The organism is Paenibacillus assamensis DSM 18201 (assembly GCF_000422445.1).
GTDB lineage: Bacteria > Bacillota > Bacilli > Paenibacillales > Paenibacillaceae > Paenibacillus_B > Paenibacillus_B assamensis.
Map to the genome: position 1 here is coordinate 1 of NZ_AULU01000013.1, position 19,776 is coordinate 19,776.

Sequence of the window (19,776 nt, forward strand, 5' to 3'; positions counted from 1 at the left end):
GCTGAATTTCTTATATCAAACGTTTCACTCGTTGTTCAGTTTTCAAAGAACAATTTCGCTCCAGATCACTCGTCTTATCGACTCGTTTCTTTCGCTCTCGTTCGCCGTTTTTCTCAGTGGCGACCTTTATAATATAACATTTTGTTTCTTTCGAGTCAAGCTTTTTTTAAAACTTTATTTGAAGCATTTATTTTGAATGACTTCAAATAATTGATTTATTATGCTTGTCTCAGTTGCCCCTCTCGGTGGCGGAAATATAATATACCATGCTGATCTTAAAAACTCAACAGCACAGTTTACTCCAAATTATGGTCATTATATTTTTGAAATGTAAACTAGCTGTATATTTAATAAATCCGCTACTTGATTAGTCTACCAGTACATTTTTCAAATAGCGGTTTATTCAATATCTACTTCCATAGCCTTGCTGACATTAGTTATGTTTTAAAATGAGCTCATGATTGAGTTGGTATATCTAATCGGTCACTATCTTTTCAATATGGAGTTGTCTTTCCTCTGCTAGACGAATAATTGTACCTTCTACTGAAACCCAAGGTCTCGTTGGATATATACTATCTATAAATACAATTTCACCAGTTCGACCATCACTCAATTCAACAATGGTCCCTTGTGTAATTAGGGTGAGCTTTTGTATAAACAATTGAACCATCTGCGGATCAAGCTTACCAAACGCTTGGCGATGTAATTGTTCCAATACAACGTAAGGAGAAGCAGCTTTACGATAACTACGATTTTGCGTCATAGCATGGAACATATCTGCAATAGCTACCATTTTGGCATAAGGATGTATTTGATCACTCAAAATTCTTAATGGATAACCACTACCATCCAGCCTCTCATGATGCTGTAGAGCTGCTAGCTTCACTCCTTCGGTAATCATGTTAGCAGTGCGTAAAATTTCATAGCCGTATAGCGTATGACGACGTACCTCTGTTTGCTCCACTTCTGTGAGAGATTCTTTTTTGCGAAGAACATCTTCATCTACTTTTACTTTCCCTATATCATGGAGTAAACCTGCAAGGGCAATTTGCATGCCTTCTTTTTCAGAATAACCACTCCAATGGCCAATTAAGTATGTCGTAAGTGCGACTGCAATCGATTTATGTATTAAAAAATTTGTAGATAGATCTTGATCGACTTCCCTTATATACAGTTGAACAGCTAGAGGCTTATATTCCTTTATTTGATCGATTAGCGGTCTTAATAGCGTACGCAGTTCCATCGTTGGTACTTGATTAGCACGGGCCATATTTAATACTTGCGTCATTAATTTGGCTAAATCAGCCCATGCTACGTGAAAGGGTTGATCGCTATTTGTAGCTTTCGCATCCAATTCTGGAACTTCGCTCTCTGATAATTGTTCTCTTGGTTTAGACTGTTGTTCTTTAGAGATAGGGGATTTCGTAGAATTTGGTTTGGCTAACTCCACTTTCTTGTTAGGATTAATATGAACATGCTTGACCATAAAAGCATCCAACACTTCGATATCACGTTCCGTCAATACACGTCCTTTAGGCATGATGATACCACCAAGCTCGGAGCATACATCCTTACTCAAACAATCCCCCAGTTTCACCTGTGCGATTAGTAACTTAGACATAGCTTCCACACCCCCACGATCTAATTTAAGTACGTGCTGATTATTTGCATATTTATAATATAGGTAATAAAAAACGTGAAGACGATGTACCTTGCAGGTACGCCGCCTTCACGCGTAGGACGAAGCTAATACCGTGTCCTTATCTTTCGATTGAGCTATTTATTGTTAGTGGCATAGATTACTCTGTGCTACCGTCTTCTACTTCTGGTGCAGCTCCATCTACAGATATTTCTCCGTCTATATCTTCAGAAAGACTTTCCTCTTCATTCTTGCTGCAACGTGTTACGGTAGATACTGAATCCTCATCGCGAATGTTAATAACTTTAACACCTTGCGCATAACGACCCATTTGCGAAATACCAGCGATGCTTGTTCGAATAATTGTACCAGAAGCGGTAATGACCATGAGATCATCTTCATCTTGTACAATTTTCAGACCTACAACAGCGCCATTTTTCTCTGTCACGTTAATCGTCTTGATTCCTTTACCACCACGAGACTGAGAACGGTATTCCGTAGTTGGTGTCCGTTTGCCGTAACCTTTAGCTGTAACGATCAATACGTCGTTATTCTCATCTACGATATCCATATCGATGACATAATCGCCTTCATCAAGGGTAATCCCCTTAACACCAGTAGCACTACGTCCCATCGAACGAACATCTTTCTCAGAGAATCGGATCGACATACCTGTGTTCGTACCCATAATAACCTCTTGCTCACCATCTGTTAGACGTACACCGATAAGATCGTCGTCTTCACGCAAATTGATCGCAATTAGGCCACCTTTACGAATGTTCACATAGTCATCAAGCGGCGTCTTCTTCACGATACCCTGACGAGTAGCGAAGAATAGATACTGATTGCTATCGAACGTTTCGACTGGGATAACCGCGTTAATTGTTTCGCCTTGTTCAATCTGGATTAGATTGATAATCGGCGTTCCACGCGCAGTACGGCTTAGGTCAGGAATTTCATAGGCTTTGATCCGATACACTTTTCCTTTGTTCGTGAATATCATCAAATAATGATGAGAATCCGTTAGGAACAAGTGTTCAACAAAGTCATCTTCCTTCGTATCCATACCCATTACACCGCGTCCGCCCCGCTTCTGACTACGATAAGTCGTAGCAGGCAAGCGTTTAATATAACCGCTATGTGTAATCGTGATGATAACATCTTCGCGAGGAATCAAGTCCTCATCCAAGATGCTGTCTTCACCAATCGTAATCTCTGTACGGCGCTCATCACCGAACTTCTGCTTAATCTCTTCAAGCTCTTCATGAATTATTTGCAGAACAAGTTGTTCACTCGCTAGAATCTCCTTGTACTCTGCAATCTTCTTCATTAGTTCGTTAAACTCTTCTTCGAGCTTCTCTCGCTCCAAGCCAGTCAAACGACGCAAGCGCATATCGAGAATCGCTTGAGCTTGTTCATAGCTCAGTTCGAAACGCTCCATTAATCCATTACGCGCTACTTCATCAGAATGAGAAGCACGGATTAGAGCAATAACCTCGTCGATGTGATCCAATGCAATGATTAGACCCTGTAAAATATGAGCACGAGCTTCCGCTTTGCGAAGGTCATATTCCGTACGACGACGGATAACTTCAACTTGGTGCTGCAAATAATAGTACAGCATGTCACGCAAATTCAAAATGCGCGGCTCGTTATTAACGAGTGCAATCATGTTCACACCGAAGTTGGATTGCATCGGCGTCTGCTTGTACAAGTTATTCAAGACGACGCTTGGATTGACATCACGACGCAACTCGATAACAATGCGCATACCATTACGGTCAGATTCATCGCGCAAATCTGTTATTCCTTCGATCTTCTTCTCACGCACAAGCTCTGCAATTTTTTCAACTAGGCGAGCTTTGATAACTTGATATGGAAGCTCATGCACGATAATGCGTGCCTTGCCGCCATTCTCTTCAATCTCCGCACGCGCACGCATTGTCACCGAACCACGGCCGGTAGCATATGCTTGACGTATACCCGATCTGCCCAGTATTAGTCCTGATGTTGGGAAATCCGGCCCTTGTATATAATCCATTAGCTCAAGCGGTGTTAATTCTGGATTATGAATTAAGGCTTGAACCCCGTTAATAACTTCCGTTAGGTTATGCGGTGGGATGTTCGTTGCCATACCTACGGCAATACCAGACAATCCATTCACCAGTAGATTCGGGAATCTTGCTGGCAGCACAACCGGTTCTTTCTCTTCGCCGTCATAGTTCGGTGCAAAATCAACCGTTTCTTTATTCAAGTCTCGCAGCAATTCTGTTGCGATCTTGGATAAACGCGCCTCCGTATAACGCATCGCTGCAGCCATATCTCCATCGATGGAACCGAAGTTACCATGTCCATCAACTAGCATATAGCGCAGTGAGAAGTCCTGTGCCATACGAACCATCGTTTCGTATACAGCTGAATCACCATGAGGATGGTACTTACCGATGACCTCACCAACGATTCTCGCCGACTTCTTATAAGGCTTGTCCGGCGTCATGCCTAACTCTGACATCGCATACAGAATCCGGCGATGTACCGGTTTCAGTCCGTCACGCACATCAGGCAGTGCACGGCTGACGATGATGCTCATCGCATAATCGAGGAATGATTCGCGCATCTCTGTACCTATATCACGTTCCTTGATTTGCGATTGTTGTTCTTCCGCCATGCTGGACCTCCTTTAACAATATCGTCTGTAACGTCCGCTTCCTAGGGGCTACACTTGTTCACCTATCATCTATCCCCATGAACACATGAAACTTTAACGAGCTATTTCGTCTAATTACAACTCACAAAAAAACGGCCGCCGTTCCAAAATGGAAGCAGCACCGCATCTCCCAATGACATGAATTCAAAAAGCCTAATATATCGCTACTTGTATTATATTACTTTCACAAAAGGGAAACAATTAAACGTTTCCTTCCGCAGCGTCTATATCCGAACAATAATCTAGTGGAGTAAGGTGTTTGTTCTTGCCCTTAGCGGATGTCTTTTTAAACTACACACTATTATACCATGAATCCTTCCCTAATACGGAATAAAATCATCTCTTCGATGCCATCAACAAGAAAGGATGAACACGATGCGCATAAGACGTGTTCGCAGCAAACTTAAAAAAGCAGTAGCGATTGACAAACATGCTGGGCTTAAAATTTTTCAACCAGAAACTACATCCTTTTCGTCGGAACATTTATATCAAATGCTCTATAAGCATAGCATGCTATACATTAAGCCAGAGGGGGGAACTGGTGGTGCCGGTATTATTCGTGTTGGATTAACGAATCACTCCACATCTTATCTGCTGCAAAAAGATACGTTTAGCGAGAGATGGGATCAATTCGATCAGCTATATGCCCGTTTGTCACATTTTATTGGCAGCAAAAAATACCTAATTCAACAAGGGATTCATTTACTCACACATAATAAACGGCCTTTAGATCTCCGTATCATGGTACAGCGAAATAAAGGTGATGCTTGGGAAATGACAGGTATGCTAGCACGTGTTGCAGCTCCACGTAAAGTAGTTACCAACTACCATCGCGGCGGCACGCTGCATCAAGTAGATTCCGTTTTGAAACAATACGCTGATTCGAACCGTCTTCAGGAGCTCAAGAAGCAGCTTGAGAAAAATGCACTACTAACAGCCAAGCACCTTAATAAACATTTTCCCACCTTAATTGAGCTCGGTATTGATATTGGACTTGATAAACAGTTAAAGCCATGGATTTTAGAAGTGAATACACAGCCAGATAAAAATATTTTTCGATACCATACAAATAAAAAGCTATATTCCAAAATGATGAATTATGTTCGCTATCAAATTTTAAAACGCACACTCAAAAAAACACAGGCTAACCCCGTACCTCAACTGCTGTCTAAAACAAAACCTAAGCCTCTTGCTGCTAAAGAAGCAGCCCATGTCCGACCTACTTTAAGTCCCGCTCCCCCTGTGCCTACTCCTCTATTAATCCGTAAACAACCGTAAAGACTAAAAACGATCTACAACCACCAAGTATACAAATAAAAGCCCCAACCAATTACTGGCTGGGGCACTTAAACGTGTATTAAATATCTAAATTTTTAACAAACTTAGCATGTTGCTGAATGAAGTCACGTCTTGGTTCAACGTTGTCACCCATTAACGTATTGAATATTTCATCTGCTTGACGCGCATCGTCAATCGTTACTTGAAGCATTTTACGGCTCTCTGGGTCCATTGTCGTTTCCCACAACTGAGTAGCGTTCATTTCCCCAAGTCCTTTATATCGCTGTACGTTAATCTTCACACCTTGACCGAACTCTGCCATAATCTCATCACGCTGCTTCTCGCTATCTGCATAGCGAATCACTTTGTTGCGCTCGATTTTGAAGAGCGGAGGCTGAGCGATATAAATATAGCCAGAATCAACAAGCTTGCGCATGTAACGGTAGAAGAACGTTAATAACAACGTGCGAATATGAGCGCCGTCAACATCGGCATCTGTCATAATTACGATTTTGTGATAACGTGCCTTGGCTATATCAAAGTCTTCACCAATACCTGTTCCAAGTGCCGTAATGATGGCACGAATCTCGGCATTAGACAATATTTTATCAAGACGGGACTTCTCAACGTTCAAAATCTTACCCTTCAAAGGCAAGATCGCTTGGAAATGACGATCACGACCTTGCTTCGCTGAACCACCTGCAGAGTCACCCTCGACGATAAATATCTCAGAGTTAGACGGATCTTTAGAAGAGCAGTCTGCTAGCTTACCAGGCAAAGAGCTCACTTCTAACGCGCTCTTGCGGCGTGTAAGTTCACGTGCACGGCGCGCTGCTTCACGAGCGCGTGCTGCCTGCGTACCTTTTTCAACGATTTTACGAGATACGGCTGGGTTCTCTTCTAAAAACTCCATGAACTTCTCAGCAAACATGGATTCAACAATACCGCGAACTTCACTGTTACCAAGCTTCGTCTTCGTCTGCCCTTCAAACTGAGGTTCAGGAATTTTCACCGAAATGATCGTCGTCAATCCTTCACGAACATCATCACCGCTTAAGTTGGAGTCGTTATCCTTCACCAAATTCATTTTACGAGCATACTCGTTAATGACACGCGTCAAAGCACTCTTGAAGCCAAATTCATGCGTTCCGCCTTCATGGGTGTGAATATTATTCGCAAACGAATAAATATGCTCACTGTAGCTATCGTTATATTGCAAAGCAATCTCACAGGAGATATGGTCCTTCATGCCCTCTACGTAAATAGGAGGCTCATGAAGACTCTCACGATTGCGGTTCAAGTATTCTACAAACTCAATAATACCGCCATCGTACTTAAACGTATTGGACGTATCTGTACGCTCATCCTTAAGTACAATTTCGATGCCGCGATTCAGGAATGCCAATTCTCGAATACGAGACGCCAAAATGTCATACTCATAAACGAGCGTTTCAGTGAAAATCTCAGCGTCAGGCTTGAATTTGACTGTTGTTCCCGTTTCGCCAGTCTCGCCAATTACTTTTAGGTCATGTTGAGGAGTACCACGACGATATTCTTGCTGGTGAACATGGCCGTCCCGTCTTACGGTCACGATAAGCTGCTCAGATAAGGCATTTACGACCGAGACACCGACACCATGCAAACCGCCGGACACTTTGTATCCTTCACCGCCGAATTTACCGCCAGCATGAAGAACGGTCATAACGACTTCTACCGCAGGACGCTTCATCTTTGCATGTTCACCGACAGGGATACCACGTCCGTTATCCGCTACCGAGATGCTATTGTCTTCGTGCACCGTAACATCAATGCGCGTACAGTATCCAGCCAATGCTTCATCGATACTGTTGTCGACAACTTCCCATACTAGATGATGAAGCCCCTTGGAGCTGGTAGAGCCAATGTACATGCCGGGACGCTTGCGAACCGCCTCCAGCCCTTCCAACACCTGTATCTGATTCTCATCATACGTATGCTGATTCAAAGACATGCCCTTCACCCACTTCTCTATATTCAGATCCAAATCAATCCGTTTATGCTTCTTCTATGCGCATCCCGCTGCGGGAGCGCTTCTTCAATGTTGTAGACGATATTGGAGAATAATACACTTTTCCCTTTGTGACGACGATGGATTTGGCCTCTTCCTCACCAATCCATTCTACATTTTTAATTTTTTGAGAATGCGCGGCGAACTGCTTGGACAGCTTCGATGCTTTCTCAATTGTCACATCAAATATCGCGACCAGCTCAGAGGAGCGAATAACCCTTTCTCCACCTAAGTGAATATACATAGAACCCACTCCTTACCGTCTGACTTGCCCATTTTCCACGTGAAACACATTAGCATCCTGCAATCGGTGCGCATGAATACTCTCTATTCCTGTCGTTGTAATAAACGTCTGTACTTTCTCTTGGAAAGTTTCGATGAGCTGTGTCTGTCGATAAGAATCCAGTTCGGATAGTACGTCATCCAGTAATAATACAGGATATTCGCCAATCTCTTCATGCATGAATTCTATCTCGGCAAGCTTAAGTGACAATGCGGTTGTACGCTGCTGACCCTGTGAGCCATACGTTTGAACTTCTTTGCCGTTAATGGAAAAAGCGAGGTCATCACGGTGCGGCCCGACAAGAGTTATGCCGCGCCGTATTTCCTGATCGTTCATTTGTGATAACTTTATCATAAATTGCTCGAATAAAACAGCTTCGTTATCCTCATCCAGCGCAAGGGAAGGAACATAGGAAATGGCGAGTTGTTCTTGTCCATTTGTAATGCCTGCATGGATACGCTCAGCCCATACTTGCAGTTTCTTTAAATAGTGTTTCCGTTTCTTTACAATTTTAACACCATGTTCTACTAACTGCTCGTTCCACACTTCGAGCATTTGCATGTGGGCACTGCTGCGGTCATTCCACATTTGCTTGAGTAAGTTATTCCGCTGAACAAGCACCTTCTGATATTGCTGCAAATGATATAAATATCCTGGATGTACTTGTCCAATTTCCATGTCTAGAAAGCGTCGGCGCACACTAGGCCCACCCTTTACGATCTCCAAATCCTCTGGTGCGAACATAACTACGTTAAGCGAGCCGATAAAATTACTTAGTTTCTTCTGTTCCAATCCATTCAGCTTAGCCTTCTTGCCCTGTTTAGAAATGTTTAATTCTAGATTATAGGTGCCGTACTTGCGTTCAACGGCAGCCTGCAATAGCGTATGATCTTTGTCCCAAGCAATTAGTTCCCGATCCTTAGCTGTTCGATGTGACTTTGTCAGCGCAAGTACGAAGATCGATTCGAGCAAGTTCGTCTTCCCCTGGGCGTTGCGGCCGACGAAAATATTCACGTTGTTGTTCGTATCAAGCTCCATCGTCTCATAGTTGCGATAGTGTTGAAGAGATACTGACTTTACGAACACCGATTAAGCCTCTATTGTCTGCACAACACGAAATGTGCCGCAGTCCTTTACTTCTACTGTGTCCCCGTTGCGCAATTTACGCCCACGGCGGTCTTCTGGTTCTGCATTCACTCGAACCGCCTGCTCTGCGAGCATTACTTTGACATGCCCACCTGTAGAAACGCAGTCAGCCAGTTTTAAAAACTGGCCGAGCGTAATGTAGTCCGTCTGTATATGAATCGATTTCATGTGTATTCCTCCTGGCACAGCTGCCTTTAACTAATTCGTCGTACGGTAAGGCAAGATGAGATGTAAGCTGTTTACATGCTCTGTCGGCTTAATAATAATTGGGCTCATTGCGCCTGTGAAGCCGATGAAAATTTGCTCGCATTCGACAACTTTCAGTACATCAAGCATATATTTGGAGTTAAAAGCAATACGTAAAGGTTCACCATCAAATCGCTTCACTTCAAGCTGCTCCGTAACTCGCCCTAGTTCGCTAGAGCTGGACGAAATCTCGATCGTTCCATCCTCTTTTGTTTGCAAACGTACGATGTTTGTTTTCTCTTCACGAGACAACAAGTACGCACGATCGATAGCTTCCGTCAAATTTTTTGTATCCAAAACAAGTTCTGTTTTGTATTGGTTCGGAATAATCTTAGAAGTGTCAGGATAAGTCCCATCCAAAATTCTCGTAAAGAACAGGACATTGCCTACCTTGAACAGCACTTGATTGTCCGCAACGACAATATCAACCTTTGTTTGCTCCGGAATAACTTTGCTCAACTCATTTAACGTTTTGCCGGCAATAACAACGTTGTGGAAATAAAGGTCTGAATCAACCTCAATCGTTGCAGAACGGCTTGCTAAACGATGACGATCAGTAGCAACGAATTTCATTTCCCCATGATGCAACTGCCAAAGTACACCTGTTAAAATAGGCGTCGTTTCGTTTGAGGAAATAGAGAACACGGTTTGCTTAATCATCGTCTTAAGGAGATCACCATTAACCGTAAGGACTTGATTCTCTTCGATGCTAGGCAAGACTGGATACTCTTCTGGATCAAGGCCGACCATTTGAATATCTGTTGAACCTGCGCGAAGGAACGTTTGGAACTGTTCTTTCACTTCAATTTCGATATGCGAAGATGGAAGTTTCTTAATAATCTCGACAAAAAATTTAGCTGGCAAAACAACACTGCCTGGACGTTCGACTTGAACGATCGTTTGGCGGTCATCTTCAACAGGAATAAAACTTTGAATGGAAATATCCGTATCACTCGCTGTTAGAGTTACTCCTTGCATCGTAACGTCAACTTTAATACCACTCAAAATAGGAATCGTTGTCCGACTTGAAATAGCTTTCGAAACGTTTTGTATCGCTTCGTTGAGTTGTTGTTTCAAAATAGATAGCTTCATCATTTCACTCCTTAAACGGGATGTTTAGGTCTTAGTTGTTATTGTTTATTTATAAGATGATCTTATATTTAAAAAGATAGTAGTAATAGTAGGGGCAGTGAATATGTGGATAAGTGTTAAAAACCGCATAAAGTAAAGCCTATCCACATGTGTATAGATTGTGCATAGGCTCTTTGTATTTTGTTCACAATGTAGGGTTTTTAATTTTATCCATCAAGTTCTGAATGACCTTATATAACTCCTGATCACTGTCTAATGCTTGTGAAATTTTTTCATGGGCATGAATGACCGTTGTATGATCACGTCCACCGAATGCCTCACCAATCTTAGGCAAAGAATAGTCTGTCAATTCACGAGATAGATACATTGCAATTTGCCTCGGGAAAGCGACAGCTTTCGTCCGCTTACGAGCTTTGAAGTCTTCCAGACGTAGGCCATAGTATTCTCCAACTCGCTGCTGAATGTCTTGAATCGTAATCATCTTCGGACGGCTCGAAGGAATAATGTCTTTAAGTGCTTCAGCTGTTAGATGCGTCGTAATATCTTGATTCATCATCGTAGAGTAAGCTACAACGCGAGTTAAGGCACCTTCCAGCTCACGAATGTTCGTATTAATCTGATTCGCGATATAAACCATTGCTTCGTTCGGAATATCCAAATTCTCTGCTTTGGCTTTCTTACGAAGAATGGCGATACGTGTTTCGAGATCAGGCGGCTGAATATCCGTAATCAATCCCCATTCAAAACGAGAACGCAAACGTTCTTCTAAGGTTTCGATCTCTTTTGGCGGACGGTCACTAGAGATAATAATCTGCTTATTTTCCGTATGCAGCGCATTAAAAGTATGGAAAAACTCCTCCTGCGTCGACTCTTTACCCGCCAAAAATTGAATATCATCAATAAGCAAAATATCAATGTTGCGATATTTGTTGCGGAAACTTTCCCCGCGGTTATCACGGATTGCATTAATGAATTCATTCATAAACTTTTCCGACGTCGTGTAGACAACTTTGGCATTCGCATTATGTTCCATAATGTAATGACCAATGGCATGCATCAAGTGCGTTTTGCCAAGTCCTACGCCCCCATATAAAAAGAGGGGATTGTAAGCTTTGGCAGGTGCTTCTGCTACCGCGAGCGAAGCTGCATGAGCAAAGCGGTTGTTTGAACCGATAACGAACGTATCGAACGTATATTTGGGGTTCAATTGACTGGCAACCGGCTCTTCATTCGATGTACGAACGACTGGAGCTGGTAGAGGGACAACCTCCGGTTCCGGTTCGGCTGCTTCTTCAATAATAAACTTCACGTCTACTTGCTTGCCGTTCATCTCATAAATGGTTGAGCTAACAAGATTCGTATAGCGACTTTCCAGCCACTCGACAGCAAATGTATTCGGTGCCGTTATAATGATAATTTTGTCGGTGTACTTTACCGCATTCGTAGCTTTGAACCAAGTGTCAAAGCTCGGCTTGCTTAATTTGGATTGAATAACGGCTAGTACTTCCTGCCAATGCTCATTTACTTGGCGATCCACAGATGGTTTCACTCCTTCAAACCTGTTACGTCGTCAGGGACGCTTGTGCCGGCTACGAAGCCATAAGGACAAGTTCCCCGACAATTGGCGCAAACGGAGGGAAGGTTAAAACATGAAAAGCCCTCTAGTCGGATATCAAGCGCATTGTCGGGGTCTATGCTGATACGACATACATCGAGCATGTCGAAATTAATGAAATTGAGTTGTATCATTTATCCACAATACAAACAGATAAAAGAATAATAAAGTAAGGCTGAGGATAACTTGTTCACAACATTATCCACAGATTGTGCATAAGTCTGTAGCAAACGAAATTATTCACATCAGAAAAGCAATATAATCATAGCAGATGAGCCCTTATTTTTCAACGATAGGGCGTTTTTTATCCACAAATTCAATAACTTGTGTATAAAAATTATGTACACCACAAGATATTGTTTACAACCTGTGATTTTTCGACATAATCCTTACGATTGCCGTCGAAATTTATGCACAGGTTATTAGGGGAAAACCGATTAAAACGAAAAGGTTTTGCACATGTGAATAACTGTGTAGAACGTAAACAGGAGTTATTTTCGTACGATAAGCTGTGGATAGTTTATGTAGATCGCAAAGGATATATATTTATTAAGGAATGAAATGAGGAAGGACAGGATGAAGTGGTACATGGTGCTAGTAAGGAGGAGATGAAATACTAAAACCTCATTATTAAAGAAGAAAAAATCTTCAAATTGGCCAATGTGTACCGTTGAGAGGTGAATGAATTGACTTTTCGGCTAAATTCTGATTAAATATATAAAGGTATTTTTGCGAGACAAACAACAACATTCGTAACGAATAGATTGACTCTCAAGAGGAGGTGCAAGCAGAAATGAGACCTACTTTCAAACCGAACGTAAGCAAACGTAAAAAGAATCACGGTTTCCGTGCACGCATGAGCACGAAAAACGGCCGTAAGGTTCTAGCTGCTCGTCGTCAAAAAGGCAGAGCTAAGTTGAGCGCATAATTAAGTGTTTATGCAAGACCACGGGTAGTGGTCTTTTTTTCTACCTAAATTCATGGACATTCGTCATATGTTCAGAAGGTAACTTTTGAATAACTTCTTTTAAAAGGTTTATTCTGCGGTGCTCAGGTACATACTTGGAGCAAGATAGTTTCTGAAATGGAAGCCTGATCCCGTATGATCTTGAACCTGAATTCGATGAGTGAGAGGAATGCGAACGTGCAAAAACAATATCGTTTGAAAGACCGCAGAGATTTTGCTCGTGTATATCGCCATGGCCGATCAGCAGCGAATCGTCAGCTAGTTCTTTATGTCTTTCATCGTCCTGAGGTGGAGCGGTTCCGCGTCGGGATATCTGCAAGCAAAAAAATCGGAAATGCAGTGGTCCGTAATCGAATGAGACGTTTAATTAAGGAAATTATGCGTTTGCAGGCAGATAAAATTATCGATCATGTCGATCTCGTATTTATCGTTCGTAACGGTGCGACAGAGATGGATTATGAGCAATTGCGGAAGAGCGTTCAACATGTGTGTAAACGAGCTTCTGTATATAGATAAAAGTGCAGTACGATCAGATGATCAAGCGTTTCCATTGACTCGTAAAATATGATATATTTACAGTTGGAATCGGATGGTTTAGAGAGGAGTTAATGCTATTGTCACTTAAGAAGTTGCTTAACAATCGCAAATGGCTTCTGGTGGCGGGGTCTATCATGCTGCTTGCAGTACTGACAGGATGTACGTCCATGGAAACAATGACAGAAGACCAACTTCGCAGCGGGAACTTCTGGGAGCGCAATGTAGTCTTGTACTTTACATTGGCACTCAACACGTTTGCAGACTGGTTCAATGGCGAGTACGTATTAGCTATATTGCTATTGACGATTATCGTTCGAACAGCTATTTTGCCGCTGACGATCAAACAGATGCGCAGCTCTAAGGAAATGCAAAAGCTTCAACCGAAGCTGCTAGAATTGAAGAAGAAATACAAAGACAATCCGCAGAAACAACAGGAAGAAACGGTTAAGCTGTTCCAACAGCATAACGTTAATCCAATGGCGGGTTGCTTACCGATATTGATACAGATGCCGGTGTTCATTGCGTTGTACAACGCAATTTACTTGAACGAAGATATTCGACATCATACGTTCTTGTGGCTCCAGCTTGGTGAGCCAGATAAATGGGTACTGCCGATCCTCGCTGCTTTGACAACATTCATTCAATCCAAAATGATGATGTCTCAAGCACCGGCACAGCCAGCTATGCAGTTTATGACGTTAGTATTCCCAGTATTGATTTTCATCATGTCGATGCAGTTCCCGGCAGCGTTGCCACTTTACTGGGTATTCAGTAATATTTACACGATTGTTCAGAACTTTTTCCTTTATCGGAACAATGATAAGGAGGTTCAACCGGCGAAATGAAGACGTTAATTGTATCAGGAAAGACAATCGAACATGCAATTCAGAAAGGTTTGGCGGAACTGGGTGTGACGCAGGACCGTGTACAGGTTCGTATTTTGGAACAGCCTTCAAAGGGGTTCTTTGGCCTTATTGGTACAAAACCAGCTAAGGTAGAACTTACTGTCGAGGAAGCTGCTCAAACAGAAGACAAACCATTGGCAGCGAAGGGTCAATCAGAAGAGGGTAAGGCTTCTACCTCATCAGCTGTACAAGCAGTACCGGAAGAACAAGCGTTGTCAGATTCCGCACAGTCAGAAGAGAAAACAGTTCGTGCTAGCGTGCAAGATCAAACAGCAGGTGTCGAAGAGGCAAAACAGTTCATATTGGACGTTACTCAATCGATGGGGCTCGAAGTAGAGATTGCGATAGTGAAGCGTAAAGACACGGTTGTATTCGATATTTCCGGTTCCGACCTTGGCCTAATTATTGGTCGTCGCGGCCAGACATTAGATTCCCTTCAATACTTGGCGAATTTGGTGGCCAACCGCTATTCTGAGCAGCATGTGCGTCTTGTCCTTGATGCAGAACAATTCCGTGATCGCCGGAAACAAACCTTGGAATCGCTGGCTGAAAGGCTTGCGACCAAAACGGTTCGTACGCACAAGGAAATGATACTTGAGCCAATGACGCCGCAAGAACGCAAGATTATACATGCCAAGCTCCAGGATCATCCGAAGGTAAAGACGTACAGCAAGGGTGAAGAGCCTAATCGCCGTATCGTTATTGCCTTGAAATCACAATAACCTTATAAGAATGAACGTATAGTGATTGTTTATTAACAAGCTCTTATAGATGTTATCGTTGCAGGATGAGGAACGAATGTGCGCAATGATTGTCCCTCTGCCCCTAGTAGGCAGGTAAGGGACAGTCATTGCTTTTTTTCTAGAGGTGGAGGTAAACATATATGATGACGGAAACAATTGCTGCTATATCTACGCCGCTTGGTGAGGGCGGTATTGCGGTCATCCGTGTAAGCGGAGAGACAGCTGTGCAGGAAGTGGAACGCATCTTCCAATCAAAGACGAAGTTGACTGAGGCAGCAAGCCATACGGTTAACTATGGATACATTGTCGATCCGGATACAAATGAGCAAATTGAAGAAGTATTAGTTACAGTAATGCTCGCACCGCGTTCTTATACAATGGAAAACGTTGTTGAGATTAACGTTCATGGTGGCGTTGTGTCCATGCGTCGCGTCATGGAACTGCTGCTGAAGCTAGACATTCGTGTAGCGGAGCCAGGTGAATTTACGAAGCGTGCATTTTTAAATGGACGTATCGATTTATCTCAAGCTGAGGCAGTTATGGACTTAATCCGCTCCAAATCAGACCGTGCCTTTGATGTCGCGATGAAGCAGGCTCAAGGCCAGCTGTCGAAGCGAATCAAAGATTTGCGTTATACGTTAGTGGAGACGCTTGCCCATATTGAAGTAAATATTGATTACCCAGAGCATGATGTAGATGAGCTTACAAGTAATTTTATTCAAGATAAATGCGGACAGGTTATGGCCGAGATCGATAAGCTGCTTAAGACTGCATCTGAGGGCAAAATACTAAGGGAAGGCATTATGACTGCAATCGTTGGTCGTCCTAACGTAGGTAAGTCCTCGTTGCTTAATGCGCTTGCTCAAGACAATAAAGCGATTGTCACAGATATTCCAGGTACGACGCGTGATGTTATTGAGGAAATGATTACGATTAATGGGATTCCACTACGCTTGTTAGATACTGCCGGTATACGTGAAACCAATGATGTTGTAGAGCGTATCGGGGTAGAGCGTTCCCGTACAGCGCTGCAGGATGCAGACCTTGTCTTGTTCGTTGTGAACTATAATGAACCATTGCAAGCTGATGAACGTGAATGGCTGCAGCAAATTGAAGGTAGACAAGTTATCATCATTGTGAATAAAATGGACTTGCCTAATGAATTAGATGAACAGGAACTAGCTGCCCTAGCAGGCCGATTCCCAATCGTAAAAATGTCTGCGATGCTGCAAGATGGTATTGATGCGTTAGAATCCGCTATTTCTGAGCTATTTTTCAGTGGAAAAGTGGAATCCAATGATGCCACATATGTGAGTAATGTGCGTCATATTGGCTTGCTCCATAAGGCGCGTCGTTCCTTGCAAGATGCGGTTGAAGCGTCTCAAGCAGGCATCCCAATCGATATTATGCAAATTGATGTCCGTACAGGTTGGGAGCTGTTAGGTGAGATTGTTGGTGATTCGGTAGGCGAGTCCTTGATTGATCAAATCTTCTCACAATTCTGTTTAGGCAAATAAGGTAAGTTGGTTAAGTCGTTTTGGTAAGCGGATAAAGCCGCTTGTGTATAGGAAGAAGTTTATTTTAGTAAAATTGCTTTAAGGGAACTAGTTGTGGATAAAGGTGAAGTGTTCAGCTTCCCATTTAGACCGTAGTTCATGAGCTTAGAGCGATGAAGGAGGGACATTAGATGCCATTCGTTGCAGGTGAGTACGATGTTATCGTAGTAGGAGCAGGGCATGCAGGTTGTGAAGCTGCTTTGGCTTCCGCTCGTATGGGATGTAACACGCTTCTCTTGACGATTAACTTGGATATGGTCGCATTTATGCCGTGTAATCCATCAATTGGCGGACCTGCTAAAGGTCATGTCGTGCGTGAAATTGATGCGCTTGGCGGAGAAATGGGCCGTAATATTGATAAAACATACATTCAAATGCGTATGTTAAATACGGGTAAAGGACCTGCTGTTCACGCTTTGCGTGCGCAAGCAGATAAATTCCTTTATCAGCATCAAATGAAGGAAACGATTGAGAATACGCCGAACTTGACGCTTCGTCAAGGTATGGTTGAGGAACTAATCGTTGAAGATGGTCGCTGTGTTGGGGTTGAAGCAAAAGGTGGCGCACAATACTTTGCGAAGGCAGTCGTTGTTACGACAGGTACGTATTTACGCGGTAAAGTTATTGTTGGCGAACTTATTTATGAGAGTGGCCCGAACAACCAGCAGCCTTCTTTGAAGCTGTCTGAAAGTTTGAAAAACCTTGGACTTGAACTCGTACGATTCAAGACAGGAACACCACCTCGTGTTCATGGAGATACGATTGATTTTAGCAAGACCGAGATACAACCTGGTGATGATAAGCCCAAATTCTTCTCCTATGAGACGAAGCATGCGGACAATGAGCAACTTCCGTGCTGGTTGACGTATACATCAGCAGATACGCATCAGATTATTAACAGCAACTTGGATAGAGCACCTATGTTCTCTGGGGTTATTGAAGGCACAGGTCCACGCTATTGTCCATCTATTGAGGACAAAATCGTTCGTTTTGCTGATAAGCCAAAGCATCAAATTTTCTTAGAGCCAGAAGGAAAAAATACGCGTGAGTATTACGTACAAGGTCTTTCTACAAGCATGCCGGAAGATGTACAGCTTCGTATTCTTCGTTCCATCCCAGGTCTAGAGAACGTAGAAATGATGCGTACAGGCTACGCGATTGAATATGATGCTGTTGTACCGACACAGTTGTGGCCATCTCTTGAAACGAAAAAGGTAGATAGCCTATTTACAGCGGGACAAATTAACGGTACTTCTGGCTATGAAGAAGCAGCGGGTCAAGGTCTTATGGCTGGTATTAACGCAGCACGCAAAGTGCAGGGAAAAGAACCGGTTATTTTGACTCGTTCTCAAGGTTATATCGGGGTTCTTATTGATGACCTCGTAACTAAGGGAACGAATGAACCTTATCGCTTGCTTACTTCGCGTGCAGAATACCGTTTGCTGCTCCGTCATGATAATGCGGATCTCCGTCTAACACCGACGGGTCGTGAGATTGGATTGATTACGGATGAGCGCTTTGCTGCATTCGAAGAGAAAGTTTCTCTAATCGAGCAGGAGACGGCACGCTTGAAAGAAACTCGTGTTCGTCCAGATGAGACGGTTCAGGCGATGCTGCAGGAAGCTAATTCTGCGCCATTAGTGAACGGTATTGATGCATTAACATTGCTTCGTCGTCCTGAGCTTTCCTACGCTCATATCGAGAGTTTATATCCATCTCCACTACCATTGGATGAGGACATGAAGGAACAGGTTGAGATTCAAGTGAAGTATGCGGGCTATATTGATAAGCAGCTCATCCAAGTAGAACGTCTACAGAAAATGGAGAAGAAGCGTATTCCGGAAGATATCGATTACAGCCTTATTCATGGGCTTGCGATGGAAGCGAAGCAAAAGATGGATCGCATTCGTCCGCTATCTATCGGTCAAGCATCGCGTATTGCTGGGGTAACACCTGCTGATATTTCGATCTTGCTTGTTTATTTGGAGCATTATAACCGTGTAACGGCGAAAAAGCATGCGGAAACGGATGCTGGATAAATGATGATGACGGCTCAATGTTCACGTTACGTGTTCGTTGAGCCGTTATGCAGTCTTGACGAGGGAGAACGGAACTATGGATCAAATTCAACAACAGTTACTGGATTGGCTTGCTCCACACGGAATATCTGTTACAGAGCGCCAATTCGAACAACTTGATCAGTATGTGGACATATTGGCTGATTGGAATGAAAGAATGAACTTGACGGGAATTACGGAGCGTGCGGCCGTATATGAGAAGCATTTTTATGACTCATTAACGTTGGCATTCTATGTACCGATGGACAAGATCAATACTATGATCGACGTAGGATCCGGAGCGGGATTCCCAGGTATTCCACTGAAAATTTTATTTCCTCATGTAAAGCTTACGATTATCGATTCTCTGAATAAACGCATCGGTTTCTTGAAGCACCTTGCTGCAGAGTTAGGGCTTGAGGATGTGAACGGTGTGCATGCTCGTGCAGAGGAGGCAGCGCGTAAGCCTGAGCACCGTGATCAATATGATCTTGCTACAGCTCGTGCAGTTGCGCGTATGAACGTATTAAATGAGTTCTGTTTGCCATTTGTGCGCCCAGGTGGAACATTTGCTGCGATGAAAGGTAATAATCCAGCAGAAGAAATTGCAGAGGCTTCACGCAGCCTTCAGCTGCTTCTGGCGAAGCGTACAGCTGATCATAAGCTGCTGCTTCCATTGGAACAATCTGAGCGTCATATTGTTCTTGTGGAAAAGACGGGTAAAACGCCGAAAGCTTATCCACGTAAGCCGGGTACGCCAATGAAAGAACCACTCGTTTAGATTGAAAAAATTGAAAAATATAAGCTATACTGCATGGGTTATTGGATATGCATGAGTAAATACTGCATCGTTTCATGCACTCGATAGGAGGCTATCTTTCTACTTAGGAAAGATAGCTTTTTTGTTTCCCGATCAAGGTTACTCGTCATTAGAAGAAGTTCATTGCATTGGGGATGT

The 19,776-nt window shown here is 43.1% G+C and carries 16 protein-coding genes; 8 read left to right on the plus strand and 8 right to left on the minus strand.

The features are described 5' to 3' along the window. Positions 1–475 precede the first annotated feature (475 nt). Together H580_RS0109190 and gyrA are read right to left on the minus strand one after the other, a co-directional pair. Complete coding sequence (locus H580_RS0109190) at positions 476–1,621, minus strand: HD-GYP domain-containing protein (protein ID WP_028594512.1); 1,146 nt, start codon at positions 1,619–1,621, stop codon at positions 476–478. A 178-nt stretch (positions 1,622–1,799) separates the two neighbouring features. Then, on the minus strand, positions 1,800–4,307 hold the full coding sequence (gene gyrA / locus H580_RS0109195) for a DNA gyrase subunit A (RefSeq protein ID WP_028594513.1): 2,508 nt from the start codon (positions 4,305–4,307) through the stop codon (positions 1,800–1,802). A 414-nt stretch (positions 4,308–4,721) separates the two neighbouring features. Here gyrA and H580_RS23835 point away from each other — a divergent pair, with 414 nt between their 5' ends. Then, the gene (locus tag H580_RS23835) at positions 4,722–5,624 is read left to right on the plus strand and encodes a YheC/YheD family protein (protein WP_051217362.1); all 903 of its coding nucleotides are present in this window, start codon (positions 4,722–4,724) and stop codon (positions 5,622–5,624) included. 79 nt (positions 5,625–5,703) lie between these two features. Here the strand turns inward: H580_RS23835 and gyrB are convergent, their stop codons facing one another. From gyrB to dnaA, 6 genes are all read right to left on the minus strand, one after another. Beyond that, complete coding sequence (gyrB, locus tag H580_RS0109205) at positions 5,704–7,614, minus strand: DNA topoisomerase (ATP-hydrolyzing) subunit B (protein WP_028594514.1); 1,911 nt, start codon at positions 7,612–7,614, stop codon at positions 5,704–5,706. Between the two features lie 43 nt (positions 7,615–7,657). Continuing rightward, positions 7,658–7,915: an extracellular matrix regulator RemB gene (gene remB, locus H580_RS0109210; RefSeq protein ID WP_028594515.1), complete on the minus strand. Its 258-nt coding sequence runs from the start codon at positions 7,913–7,915 to the stop codon at positions 7,658–7,660. Positions 7,916–7,927: 12 nt separating this feature from the next. After that, positions 7,928–9,040 carry a DNA replication/repair protein RecF gene (gene recF, locus H580_RS0109215; protein WP_028594516.1) on the minus strand — a complete coding sequence of 371 codons (1,113 nt, stop codon included), beginning with the start codon at positions 9,038–9,040 and terminating at the stop codon, positions 7,928–7,930. Between the two features lie 3 nt (positions 9,041–9,043). Continuing rightward, the gene (gene yaaA / locus H580_RS0109220) at positions 9,044–9,268 is read right to left on the minus strand and encodes a S4 domain-containing protein YaaA (RefSeq protein ID WP_028594517.1); all 225 of its coding nucleotides are present in this window, start codon (positions 9,266–9,268) and stop codon (positions 9,044–9,046) included. A gap of 30 nt (positions 9,269–9,298) precedes the next feature. Next, complete coding sequence (dnaN, locus tag H580_RS0109225; RefSeq protein ID WP_028594518.1) at positions 9,299–10,438, minus strand: DNA polymerase III subunit beta; 1,140 nt, start codon at positions 10,436–10,438, stop codon at positions 9,299–9,301. A gap of 184 nt (positions 10,439–10,622) precedes the next feature. Next, positions 10,623–11,975 (minus strand): chromosomal replication initiator protein DnaA, encoded by a 1,353-nt coding sequence (gene dnaA, locus H580_RS0109230; protein WP_028594519.1) that lies wholly within the window; start codon positions 11,973–11,975, stop codon positions 10,623–10,625. Between the two features lie 871 nt (positions 11,976–12,846). Between dnaA and rpmH the strand changes: the two genes are divergently transcribed. The 7 genes from rpmH to rsmG all read left to right on the plus strand — a co-directional run bounded on the left by rpmH (position 12,847) and on the right by rsmG (position 19,599). Next, complete coding sequence (rpmH, locus tag H580_RS0109235) at positions 12,847–12,981, plus strand: 50S ribosomal protein L34 (RefSeq protein WP_028594520.1); 135 nt, start codon at positions 12,847–12,849, stop codon at positions 12,979–12,981. A gap of 216 nt (positions 12,982–13,197) precedes the next feature. Continuing rightward, a complete protein-coding gene (gene rnpA / locus H580_RS0109240; RefSeq protein WP_028594521.1) occupies positions 13,198–13,536 on the plus strand; it encodes a ribonuclease P protein component in 339 nt (112 codons plus the stop codon). A gap of 92 nt (positions 13,537–13,628) precedes the next feature. Next, positions 13,629–14,402, plus strand: a complete 774-nt coding sequence (locus H580_RS0109245; RefSeq protein WP_051217363.1) for a YidC/Oxa1 family membrane protein insertase — start codon at positions 13,629–13,631, stop codon at positions 14,400–14,402. Then, entirely contained in the window at positions 14,399–15,184 is a 786-nt protein-coding gene (jag, locus tag H580_RS0109250) for an RNA-binding cell elongation regulator Jag/EloR (RefSeq protein ID WP_028594523.1), read from the plus strand. The genes H580_RS0109245 and jag overlap by 4 nt, the downstream gene beginning before the upstream one ends. A 161-nt stretch (positions 15,185–15,345) precedes the next feature. After that, a complete protein-coding gene (mnmE, locus tag H580_RS0109255; RefSeq protein WP_028594524.1) occupies positions 15,346–16,722 on the plus strand; it encodes a tRNA uridine-5-carboxymethylaminomethyl(34) synthesis GTPase MnmE in 1,377 nt (458 codons plus the stop codon). 170 nt (positions 16,723–16,892) lie between these two features. Next, a complete protein-coding gene (gene mnmG / locus H580_RS0109260) occupies positions 16,893–18,800 on the plus strand; it encodes a tRNA uridine-5-carboxymethylaminomethyl(34) synthesis enzyme MnmG (RefSeq protein ID WP_028594525.1) in 1,908 nt (635 codons plus the stop codon). Between the two features lie 76 nt (positions 18,801–18,876). Continuing rightward, complete coding sequence (gene rsmG, locus H580_RS0109265) at positions 18,877–19,599, plus strand: 16S rRNA (guanine(527)-N(7))-methyltransferase RsmG (RefSeq protein ID WP_028594526.1); 723 nt, start codon at positions 18,877–18,879, stop codon at positions 19,597–19,599. Positions 19,600–19,776: the final 177 nt, after the last annotated feature.